Consider the following 15350-nt stretch of genomic DNA (forward strand, 5'->3'; position numbering starts at 1 on the left):
ACGCGCCCGCAGGGCCGCAGCAGGACGCCGCTCACGCGGTCCAGGCGGCCGAATTCGGCCGTTCTGGCCCCCGTGAGCGCCGGCGACGCGCGCGGCCGCGGGCGCGCTGCAGCCCGCGACGTCTCCGCACGTCGCGCGCCCGCAGCGCCCGCGGCCCGGCCTGACGCGGCGGCGGACGGCCACCATTGGTTCATTCGTCGCGTCGCGGCGAATGGGGGCAGCGTCGCCGCGCCTGCCCCGGGCATTGTCGTGTGTCGAGAATACCACCATGGGCAATTCGAACTGCTGTGATTCACGTGAGACCGACCTCCTGGCCCGCGCGGGCGGAGAGGCGAGGTGACGATATGAGATGGGACATGTATGAAGTGATCATCGAGCGGCCCCGCACCGGCGGCCGGTGGGGCGGCAAGGGCCGCCGGGCGGAGATGCGCTTCCGCGCCGACCCGGAGCACGACCCCGCCCCGACCAGCGAGCCGATCAGCCGCGGGCGCGGCTCGAAGTACCTGAACGAGAACCTGGCGCCGCTGCGCCGCTTCCTCCTGAGCCGGGTGGGCCGGCCGTGGAACGCGGTCCACTCGGAGATCGCCGCGACCCTGCGGGTGACGAGCGCGGTGCAGAAGCACGTGCTCGACCACCTGCGCGAGATGGTCTACATCAACGTGGTGCAGATCGGCGACGACCTGTACGAGTGCGGCTCCTGCGGCGTCCAGGAGTTCCGGCGCTGCCGCTGGACGCCGGTCTACGTGTGCCCGCAGACGGGGCTGCTGAAGAAGGTGCCGCCGCGGCCGGCGCGGTTCAAGCCGCCGCCCGCGCGCGGCGTGGTGCCGATCGACCGCGACGCGCAGTACCGCAAGATCGGCGGGCAGTGGTACCGGATCACGCTCGCGCCGGTCCCGGCCTCCCCGGACTGGCTCGACCTGCGCGACGTGCTGCTCGGCGACCTGCGCGGCCTCGGCCCGACGTGGCAGCGCGAGTCGACGCTGCAGGAGCACTACGGCTACCGCGACCGCTACGCCACGGCGAAGCGGCAGATCGGCAAGAGCGAGCTGCGGCGCCTGCCGCAGGAGGTGCGGTGATGGAAGCAAAGTGCAACAAGGCGGCGGTGCGGATCGTGGCGTCGCCGAGGACGTGGATCGAGGGCGAGGCGGTGCAGCAGCTCGAGCGCACGGCGACGCTGCCGGGGATGATCGCGGCCGTCGGCATGCCCGACCTGCACCCGGGCAAGGGCTCGCCGATCGGCGCGGCGTTCGTCAGCGAGGGCCGCATCTACCCGCACCTGGTCGGCAACGACATCGGCTGCGGGATGGCGCTGTGGACCACCGACCTGCCGCAGCGCAAGCAGAAGCTCGAGCGCTGGGCCGACCGCCTCGGCGACCTCGACGGGCCGTGGGAGGGCGATGCGCGCGAGTTCATGGCCGAAAGGACAGTCGCGCCGACCGACCACGACGCGTCGCTCGGGACGATCGGCGGCGGCAACCACTTCGCCGAGCTGCAGCAGGTCGAGGCGGTGGCCGACGCGGAGGCGTGGGCGCAGCTCGGCGTCGACGCCGGTTCGCTGGTGCTGCTGGTCCACAGCGGCTCGCGCGGGCTCGGCGAGGCGATCCTGCGCGCGCACGTCGACCGCTTCGCGGCCGCGGGGCTCGCCGGCGACGGCGAGGACGCGCGCGAGTACCTGCGCGCGCACGACGGAGCGGTGGCGTGGGCGCGGGCCAACCGGGCCCTGATCGCGCGCCGGTTCGCCGAGGCGCTCGGCGCCGCGATCGCGCCGGTGCTCGACGTCTGCCACAACGCGGTGGTGCCGAGCCCCGACGGGGCGCCGCAACGCTGGCTGCACCGCAAGGGCGCGGCGCCCTCGACCGAGGGGCTGGTGGTGATCCCCGGCTCGCGCGGGGCGCTGAGCTACGTGGTGAAGCCCGACCCGACGCGCGCGGAGGCCGGCTGGTCCCTGGCCCATGGGGCAGGTCGGAAGTGGCGCCGCGGCGACGTCAAGGAGCGCCTGCAGGGCCGCTACCGCCCGGCCGACCTGGTGCGCACGGAGCTCGGCGGGCGGGTCGTCTGCGAGGACCGCGAGCTGCTCTACGAGGAGGCGCCGGAGGCGTACAAGAAGATCGACGCGGTCGTCGGCGACCTGGTCGCGGCCGGCCTGTGCACGGTGGTGGCGACGCTGCGCCCGGTGCTGACCTACAAGACGAGGAGCCGGCGATGAAGGCGTGGGTGCTGATCAGCGGCGGGCACGGCCCGCCGGAGCTGGCGTGGGTGGTCCACCGCCTCGGGCCGGCGTTCGCCGCCGAGGCGGCGGCAGCGGGCCTCGGGTGCCACGAGCTGCTGCGCGCGCACGGGCCGGCGGCGGAAATGACATGGTCCTTGGTCTATGAATTGGAAGACATGTCCGAAGGGGAAGTCATCGCGGCGCTGCTGCGCGGCTGGGAGGGCACGGCGCAGTGGATCGGGCGCAGCCCGCTGCGGCCGGAGCACCGCCGGCGCAATTGGTTCGTGAAGGTGACGCGCCTGCCGGTCGAGGCCGAGGCGACGACGGGGCTGCGCGAGGCGGACCTCGAGGAGTCGGCGATCCGCAGCGGCGGCTCCGGCGGGCAGAACGTCAACAAGCGCAGCACGGCGGTCCGCCTGCGCCACAAGCCGTCCGGCCTCGAGGTGGTGGCCCGCGACGAGCGCTCGCAGGCGCAGAACCGCCGGATCGCCCGCGAACGCCTGGCCGCCCTGCTGCTCGCCGGCGCGGCCGCCCAGCGCGGCGCGGCCGAGCGGGCCCGCTGGGACGAGCACAACGCGATCGAGCGCGGCAACGCCAGGCAGGTGTTCCGCGGGCCGGAGTTCGCGCGCGTGCGGGCGTGAGCGCGAGCGCGAGGCGGCGTTCGTGGGTGCGACGAACGCCGCGTCGATCGTCGCGCGCGTGTGGAGGTGAGGGCCAGTGGGTGGCCGACCTGCCGGTGAGGAGCGGCGCGCGAGTCGTGCGACGGGTGGCCAAATACGGCCATGTCCTGTCCGAAACACGTGCAGGCTCGGTGGGTCAGGGCTGCGGCTCGTATGTTCGAATGAGGGCACTCGCCGCAATGCTGCAAGGGGCTGCAGGTCCGCCCAAGCCGCGCTGCGGGGTGCAATCGCCGGTTCTGCCGTCGACGTCCGCGTTGGCGGGGTCGCCCCGGCTCGCGTGAATGCCATGAGAATGCGGGGGTCCTCCACTCGGCAGAATCGGCCGGCTGCTGCAGTTGCCGGCCGATCCTGCGGCGCGCAAGGTCGTCGTCGCTGCTTGCGTCGCCGCCGGCGCGGCCGTAGAGTCGAGTCGTAGCGGCTCGAGCGGTGTTGAGAGGCCGAGCCGCGAGTACCGGGGCGAAGCACCGCCAGCAGGCGAGCATCCGTATATGAAAACAGGAATTCCCGAGGTCGATCGAACCATCGCCGCGGTCGCGGCCGCCGCTGCGGAGCGCCACGGCGCGGCCGCCGTGGCCCGCATCGCGGCCAGCACGCTGTCCACGTTCGAGTCTCCCGTCTGGGAGAACGAGCGGCAGCGGCCGACGTGGGTGCACACTCCCGGGCTGACTGCGCGGCCGTTCTGGACCCGCGAGCAGTGCGGGCGCCTCACGGAGATGATCACGGCGTTCGAGGCCGGGCGCGAGGCGATCGCGGCGGAGATCCAGCAGCTCGACACGTCGCGCATGGGCGTGCCCTACGACCACCTGTCGGTCGAGCCCGAGAAGATCCGCGGCTGGAAGAACTTGTTCTTCTTCAAGGACTACCAGCCCGACGTCGAGCTGCTCGCGCGCGTGCCGACGATCAAGGCGATCACCGATCGCTTCGGCCCGGCTCAGCTCGATCGCTTCGAGCTGTTCCTGTCGGTGCTCGATCCCGGGACCCACATCCCGCCGCACTTCGGGGGCAGCAACGCCAAGTTGACGCTGCACCTCCCGCTCGCCGTCCCGGAGGGCGATACGGCGATCCGCGTCGACACCGAGACGCGCGGGTGGGCCGGCGGCGACATGCTGATCTTCGACGACACGTTCGACCACGAGGCGTGGAACCGGACCGGCCAGCCGCGCGCGGTCCTGCTGCTCAAGGCGTACCACCCGGAGCTCACGGTCGAGGAGGTCGGGGTGCTCGAGATGTACGCGCCGCTCAGCGCCAAGGTGTACCGCGAGCTGCTCAAGGCGAAGGGGCGCGGGCAGTGAACGCGCGCCTCGAAGCTCCCCGCGGGCGGGTCGTCCGCAGCGAGGCGGTGGTCCCGCGGACGATGGCGGAGGCCGAGCGCGAGGCGCTGGTCGACGCGTTGCTCGCGGTCTACGCCGACATCTTCGCCGGGGCGACCCGCGAGTACATCGCCGAGGGCCTCGTCTCGCCGAATTCGGAGTTCACGACGATCCTGCTCCACCGCGACGCGGACGACCGCATCGTCGGCTACTTCGCCATCCACTTCTTCGAGCGCCGCTTCCGCGACGTGGCGACGACCGTGGTCCGCTCGTCGGTCGGCATGCTCCGCGCCTATCGCGGGCGCAACGCCAACATCGGCTGGGCGCTCGGCGTGCTGCTGAAGCAGCGGCTGGCGCACCCGGGGCGGCCGATGTTCGGCATGGGCTCGTTCGTCCACCCGTCGAGCTACCTGCAGGTGGTGCGCTACGTCGACACGTTCTGGCCGCGGCCCGACGAGCCGGTGCCGCCGGACATGCTCGAGTTCATCGTCGAGCTGGCCGACGAGTTCCAGATGCGGCGCATCGATCCGGCCCGGCCGCTGATCCGCGCCGGGTCGATGCCGACGCGCGAGAGCGCGGCGGAGCGCGACTACTGGCGCCGCTCCGACAAGCCCGCGGCGCGCTTCTTCGTCGCCATGAACCCGGCGTACAACCAGGGCAACGGGCTGGTGACGATGTTCCCGATCGACGCGTCGATGTTGACCGGCATCGCCTCGCGGATCGTCCGCGAGCGGGCCAGGTCGCTGGTGGAGGGGACGCTGGCGCTGGCGCAGCGGCTGCCGCTCGTCGACCGCCTGGTCCGACCCCGCGCGGTCCGGCGGCAGCTGCAGGCCGCGCCGTTGTTCGCGGCGCTCGACGGCGCCGACCTCCAGCGCGTGCTCGAGCTCGCGGCGGTCGTGGCGTTGCCCGCCGGGCACACGCTGTTTCGCGCGGGCGACGCGGGCGACGATCTGTACGTGGTCGCCCGCGGCGCGGTGGCGGTGCAGGCGAGCACGATCGAGGGCGAGGTGATGATCGACCAGCTCGGCGCGGGCTCGCTGTTCGGCGAGATCGCGGTGCTGGCCGGCGGCCGCCGCAAGGCCTCCGTGCGCACGGTGATCCCCACCACGCTGGTGCGGATCCCCGGCGCCGCCCTGCGGGTAGCGATGCGCCGCGCGCCGCTGGGCGACGCGATCTGGGAGGTCTTCGCCGCCCGGATCTTCGACGATCACCTGCGCGCGGGCGGGCGGCATCGCGAGCTCGGACGCGAGGAGCGACTCGCGTGGGTCCGGCGCGGTCGCCACGTCGAGCTCGAGCCCGGCGCCCGGCTGCACGTCAGCGACGCGGCGTTCGTGGTCGTGCTGCACGGTGACGTGTTGATCGAGCAGGGCGGTTCGCAGCTGTCGGCGCAGGCGCCGGTGGTCGTCGAGGTGACGCCGTCGACGGTCATCCGGGCGACGACGCGGGCGCGCACCGTCCACGTCCCGCCGCTCGCGGAGCGAGGCCCCGCGGCCGAGGCTTCGTGACGTCGGCGCTCCACGCCGAGAGCCGCCTCCGCGGCGCGGACGGGCCGATCCGGCGGGCCTGCGCGTCGAACAGCCGCTGGCCGCGGCCTTCGGCGTCCGCTGGGCGGGACGCATGTGTCATTGGACATGCCAACTGAGACATGTCCAGTGCGACATGTCTCGGATGACATGCTCTCAAATACAAATCGTCACGAGCGGCGGCGGCGGACCGACTCGGTCATCTCGATGACGACCTTCCACTGCTCGAGCGTGCGGGTCTTGCTGTCGCCGAGCTCGGCGAGGGCGCGCATGCGCAGGCGCAGCGTGGTCGCGGTGGCGTCGGCGAGCTCGGCGAGCTCGGAGGAGCGGGCGGCCCGGCGGAACGGGTTCCAGCGGCCGATGACCAGCGCGAGCACGACGAGGCCGCCGGCGACGAGGCCGCCGGACAGGCCGTACTCGCCCTGGACGGCGGCGTAGAGGCCGGCGCCGACGATCGCCGCCGCCAGACCGGCGACGAGAAAAGTGGCCTGGCGCAGGCGCGAACCCTGGGTGCGCAGGGCCTGGGCGCTGCGCAGCGCCAGCAGCTCGAGCTCGCCGAGCGGGTTGCTGGCGAACACGTCGGGCGCGGCGACGTCGCGCAGGAGGTCGGCGCTCCAGCTCCTGGCCGAGCCGGTGAATTCGTGGGCGGCCGAGGGTGCGTGGTCGCGCGGGATCACGGTGGCGCTGTCCGAGCCGCGCTGGCCGGTCACGCCGGGGGCCGAGTCGCGGGCGTCGAGCACCGTGTCGGCGATCGCGGCGTCGCGGATCGCCGCCTCGGCGCGCTGCCGGAGCTTGCTCAGGCTCGCCGCGATGGCGGGGCTGCTACGGGCGGCTTCGACGAGGAAATCACTCATGCGGACCCGAGCCCGCGGGGTCGAAGCCCCCGGCCTCCGGGCTTGAGAGTTACACAGTCGGCTGTGCTTCGGGGCAGGAATTGTCGGCAGGGGTGCGAGAGGGCGGGCTCGCGCGCGCTCACAGGTGCGCGAGTGTCCGGCGTCCGCCGCCGACGAGTCCGCCATAGGTCGCAGGGTCGGCGAGCCCGAGCCAGGGATCGCGGGCCGGCGTCAGGAACAGCTCGTCGTACACACGACGGACGAGTGACTGCAGGTCCCGGGGCGCGGTGCTCCCGCGCGTCCACCAGCCGTGGATCTCCCGGTGGATCTCCTGTTCGTTGGCGAGGGTGTCGAGCGCCAGCGTGCGGCGCAGCGAATCGAGCGCCGTCGTCATCGCGGCCGCGTCGCGGGCCGCGTCGCCGCTGCGCCACTGCTGCGTGCGGACCAGGCCGAGGCTCGCGCGCGAGAGGACGATCGCCGGCGCGGTGAGGTCGGCGATCCGCTCGAGGCGCGTGGCCACCGGGTCGACGGGCTCGCCGGTCGCGCCGAGCAGCGGCCTCTCGGGGGCCATCTTGCTGATCGCCAGCGGCGCGGCCTCGCCGGCGCGCGGGGTCGGGGCGTCGGAGCGACGGGCGCGAGGCCACGGGCGGGCGCGCTGGCCGGCCGCGGCGGTCAGGCGGGTCCAGGCCTCGTCGAGGGCGCGCACGCGGGCGTCGTGATGCTCGGCGAGGGCGTCGCGGTGGGCCGCGCCGGTGAGCGCGGCGGTCTGCTGCGCGACGGTCCCGGCGCGCGCGAGCGCGGCCGTGAATTCGGCGGGCGCGAGCAGGCCGGGGACGACGTCGACGGGGCGACCGTGGCTGTCGAGGACGAAGTGGGCGCTGTTGCCGGTGATCGTGGTGGTGATGGTCTTGCCGTCGCCGAGGTCGACGGTGATCTTCGGCGCGGGCCGCTCGCTGCTCCAGTGCAGCACGAAGCGCTCGCGCAGCAGGGCGTGCACGCCCGGATCGGGGTAGAGGAGGGCGCGGAAGAAGCGGCTGTTGGCGCAGCTCAGCTCCTCGCGCAGGTCGCCGAGCAGGCGCAGCGAGACGATCGGCTTGCCCTCTCGCCTGGCCGTTCGGACAGCCTCGTCGAGGTCGGTGTGCCAGTAGAGGCCCGAGAGGACGCAGTCGCGCTGGGCGCACACGGCGTCGAGGGCGGCGAGGAGGCGGGCCCGCGCGGGCTCGCCGAGGCCGGCCGGGTCGCGCTGGTCGAACGGCGCGTCGGCGGCGGCGGTGATGGCCGCGCGCGCGGCGGCGAGGGCGGGGCCGTGGGCGCGCTCGAAGGCGCGGAGGCCCTCCGGTCCGGCCGCCCGCAGGCGCTCCTGGGCGGCCCGCGCGGCGGTGTCGTCGCCGGCGACGGCCAGGCGCGCGAGCTCGACGAGGCCGCGGTCGCGACCGAGGGTGGCCTCGAGGACAGGTGGAAGCCCGCCGGGGGCCAGCGCCGCGCCCGTGGCGGGCATGAGAGAGAGGAAGATCGCCGTGGCGTAACCAAACAGTCCGCGCGTCCGCATGCTGCCTCCTGCGACGTCGGGTGTACCGGGTCGCGGCAGGGGCGGCGGTCAAGGCTGTGTAAAACGTGCGAGGGGCGGAGACGCGCGCGGGCGAGGCCGGCGAGCGGACAGGGCGGCGCGGCCGGGCGGTGCCGCGGGTGTCCGATTGAGCATGTTCACTCGGGCATGTTTTGAAGGACATGACCCATTGGGCATGTCTCAACGTCGACTTCAGGGGTTGCGCTCGAGCACGAGGATCTTGTGCTGCTCCTCGACGGTGCGGAAGCGCCTCTCGACGCGGAGGGTGCGGAGCAGCGGCATGTGCTTGGCGTTGACGTCTTCGCGGTGGAGGACGAGGAAGTCGACGTCGAGCCGGGCGGGGAAGAAGGCGAAGCAGCGGCGGGCGGCCAGGTGGGCGCCGACGTCGCCGGTGGCGGCGACGCAGGCGTCGGGCGGCAAGCGGGCCGCCAGCTCGGCGAGCCAGGCGTGGCGCTCGCGCTCGGCGTCGGTGAGCGCGCTCGGGACCTTGTGAAAGCCGGCGCGGAAGTTGCCGCCCGGGAGACCGAAGGCCCAGCCGAACGCGAGCGCGGCGACGACGACGCCGGCGGCGAGCTCGAGCGCGAGCGGGCGGGCGAGCCGCTGCTGCAGGCGCATCGCCCCGACCGGGGCGGCGGCGAACACCGCGGGCAAGAAGAAGCTCGAGTAATGAAAGTACGGATCGGCGACGTACTGGTTGGCGCTGAGCACGAAGATCGCGGCGCCGGGGAGGAGCAGCAGGAGCACGCGGCCGGCCAGCAGCGGCAAGAGCAGCAGCGGGACGCCGAGGCACAGGAGGAAGCCGAACTTGTCGGGGCGCAGGAGCTCGAGCACGAGGCGCGGCGGATCGGCGAGGAGGGCCAGCACGAGGTCGCCGTAGCCGGTGGCCTCGACGAGGTTGCCGCGCAGGCCGTCGGCGTGCGCGCCGACCCCCGTGCCCGGGGCGAGCACGCGGGCGACGAGGACGAACCACGCGAGGCCGAGCGCGAGCAGGAGGAGGCCGCGGCGCGCACGGCCGTCGAGGGCGGCGAACAGGCCGAACGTGGCGACGACGAGGCCCATCTCCTCGCGCACGAGCAGGAGCGCGGCGACGGCGAGCGCGAGGCCGCGGCGGCGATCGCCGTCGTGGGCCCACAGGGCCCACAGCACCAGCGGGACGGCGAGCGTGAGGTCGTGGAAGTCCCACAGCGCGTTGGCGTGGACCAGCGGCGAGAGCAGGAAGGCGAGGCCGACGGCGAACGCGAGGGCGAGGCTGTCGCTGCGCCGGCGCGCGAACAGGTACAGCGGGATCGCGGCCGAACACAGCCACAGCACCTGCACGGCGATCAGGGTCTCGGCGCGCGGGCTGACGGCGTAGAACGGGACGAGCGCGAGCAAGAACGGGGCGAAGTGCTCGCTGTTGAAGGTGTCGCCGGCGAACAGGCTGGTGGCGAGGAGGTCGCCGTGGAGCGAGCGCCAGACGATGTTCTCGAAGATCCCGAGGTCGTGGATGTTGCTGACGAGGGCGTGATGCCGGACGACGCCGAGGTGAATGAGCGTCGCGGCGACGCCGAGACCGACGAGCACGAGGAGGAGCGCGGCGAGGCGCGGACGCGCGGGCTGTCGGGCGAGCGGCTCGCGCCAGGCCGCGGCGGTGCGGGCGGCGAGCAGGCCGAGGCCGAGGCTGGCGACGAGCGGGGCGAAGCCGCGCTTCTCGGCGAGGCCGGGGGCGGCGAGCAAGACGAGCGCGGGGGCGCCGGCGAGGAGCAGGAGGCGAAAGTTCCAGGCGGCGGCGAATTCGGCGAGCGGCCGGCCGCGGCGACGCGCGGCGAAGACGTAAGCGCCGCAGAAGGTGAGGAGGCCGGCGAAGGCCCAGCGCACGGCCTCGAGCCGCTGGCCCGCGTCGAGGTCGTCGCGCACGAGCGCGGCCGCGTCGGCGCGCAGCAAGGCCCAGGCGGTCCAGCCGAGCGCGAAGCCGAGGAACGCCGCGAGGAGGGCCCAGCGCCGGGCGTGGGCGAGTCCGGCGGCGAACAGATCGGCGAGCGGCGGCACGAGCCGAATTGGTCGCCCCGCGAGCGGCACGCCGTCAAGGCCGAGTTTTTAATAAAAACAATCCATGAGGCGACGGGACGAGCCGGACGGCGTGTTCCGTCCGGAGTGTCGCTGCTGCGAGGGCGTGCGCAGCGTGTGCTGTCGGCGCCGCTCCAGCGTGCGGGTGATCGGGCGAGGAGTCGGAGGTCGGGGCTCGCACCGCGGTGCTCGCCGGCGTCGCTCGCTCGCGCGACCTGATGGGTGAGCGGGCGAGGTGTCAGGAGTTGCGAGCGCCGCGGTGCTCGCGGGTGCTGCTCGCTCGGCCTGACGGGCGAGCGGGCGAAGCGTCAGGGCTCGGCGTGGGGGTGCTCGCCCGCGCTGCTCGCTCGACCGATGGACGATCGGGCGAGCTCGCCGGAGCCCTTCACTTGTGCGAGCGGAGGATGGGCGAGGCGTTCCGCGCCGGGGTGCTCGCCGGCGCCGCTCGCTCGGCCGAGCGAGGAGCGGGCGAGGAGTCAGGAGTTGCGAGCGCCGCGGCCGCTCGCTCCCGCCAGCGACCCGACGGACGAACGGGCGAGCGTCAGGGGTTCGGCGCCGGGGTGCTCGCGGGGGCCGCGGTGGTCGCCGGGTCCGGCGGCTCGGGCAGGTCGGGGATCGGGTCGGGCGGCGGGGTGCTGAGCTTCGGCGGCTGCGGGCCGCCGCAGATCTTCGAGGCCGGCTTGCAACCGCGGATCTTCAGCTGGCTGGCGATGGTATTGACGCGGGCCTGGTACGCCGTGCCGAACGCGCGGTCGCCGGCCAGCTCGAGCGTGAACTTGTACGCGTCGGTGACGAACAGCACCACGGTGTAGAACTTCGCCTCGTCGGTGCCGGGGAGCGCGTAGTCGAAGTCGAAGCGGGTGCCCTCGCGGCCGTTCTTGCTGCGCGCCGGCTGCTGGTTCGTCAGCACGTAGCCGCGCTTGCCGAGCTTGCCGACGAGGTCGGCCGCCCAGTAGCCGAGAGTGCCGCCGCGTACGTTGTCGAACCGGTGCACGCGCAGGCCGACGTCGTCCTGGGCCTTCATGCGCGTCTCGTACGAGTTGCTGCTGACCTCGACGAAGCCGGTCGGCGGCTCGATCGCGTACTTCTTGCAGCCGGACAGCAGCGCGGCGCCGGCGATGACGAGTGCGAAAGAACAGGTATTTTTGAACATGGCCTTCAGTTCCACTCGGTGGCCTCGACGCCGAGGGTGTCGACCCACGGGAAGGGATCGTTGCTCGACGGGACCGCGTTCTGGGGCCCGCGCGCGCTCATCCGCACGGTGAGCGTGGAGTAGCCGATCTGGTTCTCGAGCACGCGCAGGCGGCCGAGCGCCTGCTCGAGCTCCATGGTGGTCTGGTCGAGGGTCCTGCGCACGTTGAGCGCCTCCTCGACGTTGCGCGCCTGCTTGAGCAGGGCGAGGAGCTGGTTCTGCTGCTCGCGCAGGACGCGGATCCGGGTCGTGACGTCGTAGAACTCCTGGGTCACGTCCTGGGCCTGGAGGTTGCGCGACTCGACGACGCCGAGCCTGCCGAGCTCCTCCATGACCCGCCGCAGCTGCGGCGCGGGGATCCGCAGGACCAGGTAGCCCTGCTGCAGGGTCTGGACGTAGCCGCCGGCGTCGACCGTGAGCGCCTCGGCCCGCTGCATGGCTTCCTCGAGCTTGAAGCAGGAGATCGTCATGTCGGCGGTGTAGATGATCTGCCGCGCGAACTGCTTCTGCGGCTCCTTGCCCGTGTCCTCGCCCTCGCCGCCGCTCGCCGTCGGCGTGCCCGTCGGCTTCTGCTCGGGGCGCGGCGACTCGGCCTTCTTCGCCGGGGCAGGGGCGCCGAACGTCGTATTCGGGGTCCTCGGCGCCTCCGAGGCGGTGGACATGGTCTCGCGGCGGTAATCCTCGTCGTCGCCGGCGTAGCTGGGCGCGCCCTCGGCGGGCATGTCGGGCATGGCGCCTCCGCCCCCGTAGTACTCCTCGCTCGGCGGGGCCGGGGCGGCGGCCTCGCTGGCGTGCTTGGCACAGCCGACGGAGGAGAGGATGAACGCGGCGACCAGGAGGTGACGGAGTCGATGCATCACGAGCTCACGAGGCGGCGAGGGTGCCGATGATACTGCCCGAACGCGGCGGCCCGGCCGCGACTTACAGGCGTGCGAAGGTTGTGGCAGGATGACCCCCGTGCGCTCGTGGCTCCGATTCGCACTCGTCGCGCTGAGCCTCGTCGGCCCGGCCCCCACCGGTTGTTCGCGCGAGCAGGCGGCGCCCGTCGAGGAGCCCGCCTGGCCCGAAGGTCTGCCGCGCCCGCAAGACGCCGCCGAGGCCGAACGGCTCGAGCAGGCGGGGACGCGCTGGACCAATCGCCAGGCGCGTCAGCTCTATCTCGAGCGCGTGGCCGGCATCGCCGCCGAGGTCGAGGCGTGGCAGAAGCAGCAGATCCCCGCCGAGGAGCAGGCCCGGCGCGCCTACCAGGTCCGCCACGACGCTCGCATGACCGCCCGCGCGATGATGTCCGACCCGGCCGAGCTGGCGGCCCTGCAGGAGCGTGATCGCGCCAAGTACGGCGACCCCGACGGGCCGACCTTCGAGTGGTTGCTCGAGCGCGCCAGGGGCAAGGGCCTCGAGGGCGACGCGGCCTACCTCTCGATCGTCGAGAGCGCCCAGCGCACCGACGCGAGCGTCAACCAGAGCCTCGGGTTCTGAGGCCGGGCATGGACGCGCGGCTGCGGCGAGCGATCACCTGGTCGAAGGGGCATGACCGATCGGTCATGTATGTGGCCGAGGTCGACGGCGCGCGCTGGACGATCCGGCTCGGCGAATTCCCCGACGAGCCGCTCTACATGCTGGCGGTCGACGGCGCGGACGCGCTGCGCTTCGACGACTGGCCGCCGGCGTGGACGCGGCCGGAATAGCCGGGGCAGCCTGGCGCCAAGGGCATGTCCGAACGGACAGCCTCGCCGCGGGGCCTACTCCTGGACGCCGCCGACCTCGTCGGCCTTGCCGGCGAGCGGCTCGAGCACGCGGCGGAGCGGCTCCTTCATGCGCTCGAACAGGCGGGTCCTGGCGAGGATCGGGTTGAGCCAGCCCGAGGTGATGCAGTAGTAGGTGTTGAACGGGGGCGTGTGGTGGCGCGCGTGGTGCTCGGGGCCGAGGATCAGGCCCGTGCGCTGCAGGCGGCGGATCCACGCCGGCGGGCTCGGGTTGTGGGCCCAGCTGTGGAACTGGTTGGTGAGGAAGATGCCGAACAGGAACAGGCCGATGTAGGCGGCGAAGAACAGCGAGGCGGTGCCGTGGATCGGTACGAAGTACCAGGTGCCGATCAGCACCGGCAGGCTGATGAGACAGTTGGCGCCGTTGACCTCGAGGAAGTCGTGGCGGGTGATCGCCAGCGGGTCGACGTGGTGCTCGCGGAACGGGCGGATGAACACCGGGCCGAAGAACGGGGTGCGCGTCGAGCCGATGTTGTCGGCGAGGAAGTGCACGAAGCCGGACACGAAGTCGGCGGTGAGGTAGCCGAGCAGCAGCGCGAGCGGCAACAGCCAGCTGGCCAGGCCCGCCGGTGCGGCGTCGATGTGCAGGTACACGTCGCGCGCGAGCAGGTACTCGAAGAAGAAGAACACCGACATGCTGGAGGCGTCGACGAGGCGCATCCACAGCGAACCGGACATGTCGTAGCCGTGCCGGGGGATGTCATGGGGGGTGGCGGACATCGCGGTCGCCACGATGATCGCGGCAGACGGATGACTTTTGCAAAGGTCCGACGAAGAAAAGTGCGCATGAGCCGACGCGCCTGGCGAAACCGCGCCGGCGGTGGCGCGGGCGGCGGCCGGGAGCTCAGGCGTGGGCCTGGGTGGTCGGCGGCGGCGGCAGCGGGGCGGTCAGCGGCGGCGCCTCGACCGGCCGCGGCGCCGCGAGGGGCTGGAGGTGCCAGTCCTTGTTGACGATGAGCCGGGCGCCGCGGCGGAACTTGAGATACGACCAGGTCCACTCCCACATGACCTGCAGGCGGTTCTTGAAGCCGATCAGGTAGTAGACGTGGACGAGCAGCCAGGCGAGCCAGGCGAACAGGCCGGCGATCTCCATGCCGGCGAACTGGGCGATGGCGCGCTTGCGGCCGATCGTCGCCATCTGGCCCTTGTCGAGGTAGTGGAACGGCTCGCGCGCCTTGCCCTTGAGCTCGAGCTGGATGTTGCGGGCGACGTGGCGGCCCTGCTGGATGGCGACCGGCGCGAGGCCGGGCAGCGGCTTGCCCGGCTCCTCCTCGAGGTGGGCCTGGTCGCCGATGACGAACACGTCGCGGTGGCCCGGGATGCTGCAGTCCTTGTCGACGATGACCCGGCCTTGCCGGTCGAGGTCGATCCCCAGGGCGCGGTTGAGCTCGGACGGGGCCACGCCGGCCGCCCACAGCACCGTGGCCGCCTGGACCGACTCGCCGCCGAGGACCACGCCGTCGCTCGTCACGTTGGTGACCATGGTGTTGGTCCACACCGTGACGCCGAGCTGCTCGAGGTCGCGGGTCGCCCGGTCGGACAGCTTCTCGGCGAACGTCGGCAAGATCCGCGGACCGGCCTCGATCAGGATCACGCGCGCCCGCTCGGGGTCGATGCGGCGGAAGTCGCGGGACAGGGTGTAGCGGCTGATCTCGCCGAGAGCCCCGGCGAGCTCGACGCCCGTCGGGCCGGCCCCGATGACCACGAACGTCAGCAGGCGTCGCTGTTTGGCCGGGTCGCTCTCCTTCTCGGCCAGTTCGAACGCGGTGAGGACGCGGCGGCGGATCTCGGTCGCCTCCTCGAGCGACTTGAGGCCCGGCGCGTAGTTCTCCCACTCGCCGTGGCCGAAGTAGCTGTGACGCGAGCCACAGGCGAGCACCAGCCAGTCGTAGTCGAGGTCGCCGACGCCGAGGGTGTGCAGCTTCTTGTTGGCGAAGTCGATGCCGATGGCGGTCTCGAGGATGACGCGACAGTTTCGCTGGCGGCTGAAGATCGTGCGGATCGGGACGGCGATCTCTGCCGGGCTGAGGCCGGCCATGGCGACCTGATACAGGAGCGGCTGGAACAGGTGATGATTGCGCCGGTCGAGCAGGGTGATTTCGAGGTCGTCGACCCCGTCGAGCCCGCGTGCGACGCGGAGCCCGCCGAACCCGCCGCCGACGATGACCACGCGCTTCTTCGGTTTTCCGGCGTTCATGACCCGAAGTGTACTCGATGCCCGCGA

At 72.8% G+C, this 15350-nt stretch carries 14 protein-coding genes; 7 read left to right on the forward strand and 7 right to left on the reverse strand.

All coding sequences use genetic code 11. The annotated features are described in order from the left end of the window. Positions 1 to 356: 356 nt before the first annotated feature. The 5 genes from K7C98_RS31165 (at position 357) to K7C98_RS45125 (ending at position 5704) form a co-directional block, all read left to right on the forward strand. Positions 357 to 1076, forward strand: a complete 720-nt coding sequence (locus K7C98_RS31165) for a hypothetical protein (protein ID WP_224195448.1) — start codon at positions 357 to 359, stop codon at positions 1074 to 1076. After that, the gene (locus tag K7C98_RS31170; RefSeq protein WP_224195449.1) at positions 1076 to 2206 is read left to right on the forward strand and encodes an RNA ligase RtcB family protein; all 1131 of its coding nucleotides are present in this window, start codon (positions 1076 to 1078) and stop codon (positions 2204 to 2206) included. Before K7C98_RS31165 ends, K7C98_RS31170 begins: the two co-directional genes overlap by 1 nt. Continuing rightward, positions 2203 to 2850 carry a peptide chain release factor-like protein gene (locus K7C98_RS31175; RefSeq protein WP_224195450.1) on the forward strand — a complete coding sequence of 216 codons (648 nt, stop codon included), beginning with the start codon at positions 2203 to 2205 and terminating at the stop codon, positions 2848 to 2850. The genes K7C98_RS31170 and K7C98_RS31175 overlap by 4 nt, the downstream gene beginning before the upstream one ends. A 527-nt stretch (positions 2851 to 3377) precedes the next feature. Further along, positions 3378 to 4181: an aspartyl/asparaginyl beta-hydroxylase domain-containing protein gene (locus tag K7C98_RS31180; RefSeq protein WP_224195451.1), complete on the forward strand. Its 804-nt coding sequence runs from the start codon at positions 3378 to 3380 to the stop codon at positions 4179 to 4181. Continuing rightward, entirely contained in the window at positions 4178 to 5704 is a 1527-nt protein-coding gene (locus tag K7C98_RS45125) for a cyclic nucleotide-binding domain-containing protein (protein ID WP_224195452.1), read from the forward strand. Before K7C98_RS31180 ends, K7C98_RS45125 begins: the two co-directional genes overlap by 4 nt. 188 nt (positions 5705 to 5892) lie before the next feature. Here K7C98_RS45125 and K7C98_RS31190 read toward each other — a convergent pair whose 3' ends face one another. The 5 genes from K7C98_RS31190 to K7C98_RS31210 all read right to left on the reverse strand — a co-directional run bounded on the left by K7C98_RS31190 (position 5893) and on the right by K7C98_RS31210 (position 12217). Beyond that, positions 5893 to 6576, reverse strand: coding sequence for a hypothetical protein (locus K7C98_RS31190; RefSeq protein WP_224195453.1), 684 nt, complete (start codon positions 6574 to 6576; stop codon positions 5893 to 5895). 118 nt (positions 6577 to 6694) lie between these two features. Beyond that, positions 6695 to 8053 carry a hypothetical protein gene (locus tag K7C98_RS31195; protein ID WP_224195454.1) on the reverse strand — a complete coding sequence of 453 codons (1359 nt, stop codon included), beginning with the start codon at positions 8051 to 8053 and terminating at the stop codon, positions 6695 to 6697. A gap of 261 nt (positions 8054 to 8314) precedes the next feature. Then, positions 8315 to 10150 carry a DUF2079 domain-containing protein gene (locus K7C98_RS31200; RefSeq protein WP_224195455.1) on the reverse strand — a complete coding sequence of 612 codons (1836 nt, stop codon included), beginning with the start codon at positions 10148 to 10150 and terminating at the stop codon, positions 8315 to 8317. Between the two features lie 559 nt (positions 10151 to 10709). Further along, entirely contained in the window at positions 10710 to 11321 is a 612-nt protein-coding gene (locus K7C98_RS31205; protein WP_224195456.1) for a hypothetical protein, read from the reverse strand. A 5-nt stretch (positions 11322 to 11326) separates the two neighbouring features. Further along, the gene (locus K7C98_RS31210; RefSeq protein WP_224195457.1) at positions 11327 to 12217 is read right to left on the reverse strand and encodes a DUF4349 domain-containing protein; all 891 of its coding nucleotides are present in this window, start codon (positions 12215 to 12217) and stop codon (positions 11327 to 11329) included. A gap of 100 nt (positions 12218 to 12317) precedes the next feature. Here K7C98_RS31210 and K7C98_RS31215 point away from each other — a divergent pair, with 100 nt between their 5' ends. Then, entirely contained in the window at positions 12318 to 12839 is a 522-nt protein-coding gene (locus K7C98_RS31215; RefSeq protein WP_224195458.1) for a hypothetical protein, read from the forward strand. An 8-nt stretch (positions 12840 to 12847) separates the two neighbouring features. Beyond that, positions 12848 to 13048 (forward strand): hypothetical protein, encoded by a 201-nt coding sequence (locus tag K7C98_RS31220; RefSeq protein WP_224195459.1) that lies wholly within the window; start codon positions 12848 to 12850, stop codon positions 13046 to 13048. Positions 13049 to 13102: 54 nt separating this feature from the next. Here the strand turns inward: K7C98_RS31220 and K7C98_RS31225 are convergent, their stop codons facing one another. Continuing rightward, positions 13103 to 13846: a fatty acid desaturase family protein gene (locus tag K7C98_RS31225; protein WP_224195460.1), complete on the reverse strand. Its 744-nt coding sequence runs from the start codon at positions 13844 to 13846 to the stop codon at positions 13103 to 13105. A gap of 124 nt (positions 13847 to 13970) precedes the next feature. Beyond that, a complete protein-coding gene (locus tag K7C98_RS31230; RefSeq protein ID WP_224195461.1) occupies positions 13971 to 15323 on the reverse strand; it encodes an NAD(P)/FAD-dependent oxidoreductase in 1353 nt (450 codons plus the stop codon). Between the last annotated feature and the right edge of the window lie 27 nt (positions 15324 to 15350).

It is taken from the genome of Nannocystis pusilla, assembly GCF_020073745.1.
GTDB classification, from domain to species: domain Bacteria; phylum Myxococcota_A; class Polyangia; order Nannocystales; family Nannocystaceae; genus Nannocystis; species Nannocystis radixulma.

What these genes read in the sequence shown, in the direction of transcription:
- K7C98_RS31165 (WP_224195448.1), top strand. Translation starts at nt 357, where the DNA reads ATGTATGAAGTGATCATCGAGCGGCCCCGCACCGGCGGCCGGTGGGGC.
- K7C98_RS31170 (WP_224195449.1), top strand. Translation starts at nt 1,076, where the DNA reads ATGGAAGCAAAGTGCAACAAGGCGGCGGTGCGGATCGTGGCGTCGCCG.
- K7C98_RS31175 (WP_224195450.1), top strand. Translation starts at nt 2,203, where the DNA reads ATGAAGGCGTGGGTGCTGATCAGCGGCGGGCACGGCCCGCCGGAGCTG.
- K7C98_RS31180 (WP_224195451.1), top strand. Translation starts at nt 3,378, where the DNA reads ATGAAAACAGGAATTCCCGAGGTCGATCGAACCATCGCCGCGGTCGCG.
- K7C98_RS31190 (WP_224195453.1), bottom strand. Translation starts at nt 6,576, where the DNA reads ATGAGTGATTTCCTCGTCGAAGCCGCCCGTAGCAGCCCCGCCATCGCG.
- K7C98_RS31195 (WP_224195454.1), bottom strand. Translation starts at nt 8,053, where the DNA reads ATGCCCGCCACGGGCGCGGCGCTGGCCCCCGGCGGGCTTCCACCTGTC.
- K7C98_RS31205 (WP_224195456.1), bottom strand. Translation starts at nt 11,321, where the DNA reads ATGTTCAAAAATACCTGTTCTTTCGCACTCGTCATCGCCGGCGCCGCG.
- K7C98_RS31210 (WP_224195457.1), bottom strand. Translation starts at nt 12,217, where the DNA reads ATGCATCGACTCCGTCACCTCCTGGTCGCCGCGTTCATCCTCTCCTCC.
- K7C98_RS31220 (WP_224195459.1), top strand. Translation starts at nt 12,848, where the DNA reads ATGGACGCGCGGCTGCGGCGAGCGATCACCTGGTCGAAGGGGCATGAC.
- K7C98_RS31225 (WP_224195460.1), bottom strand. Translation starts at nt 13,846, where the DNA reads ATGTCCGCCACCCCCCATGACATCCCCCGGCACGGCTACGACATGTCC.
- K7C98_RS31230 (WP_224195461.1), bottom strand. Translation starts at nt 15,323, where the DNA reads ATGAACGCCGGAAAACCGAAGAAGCGCGTGGTCATCGTCGGCGGCGGG.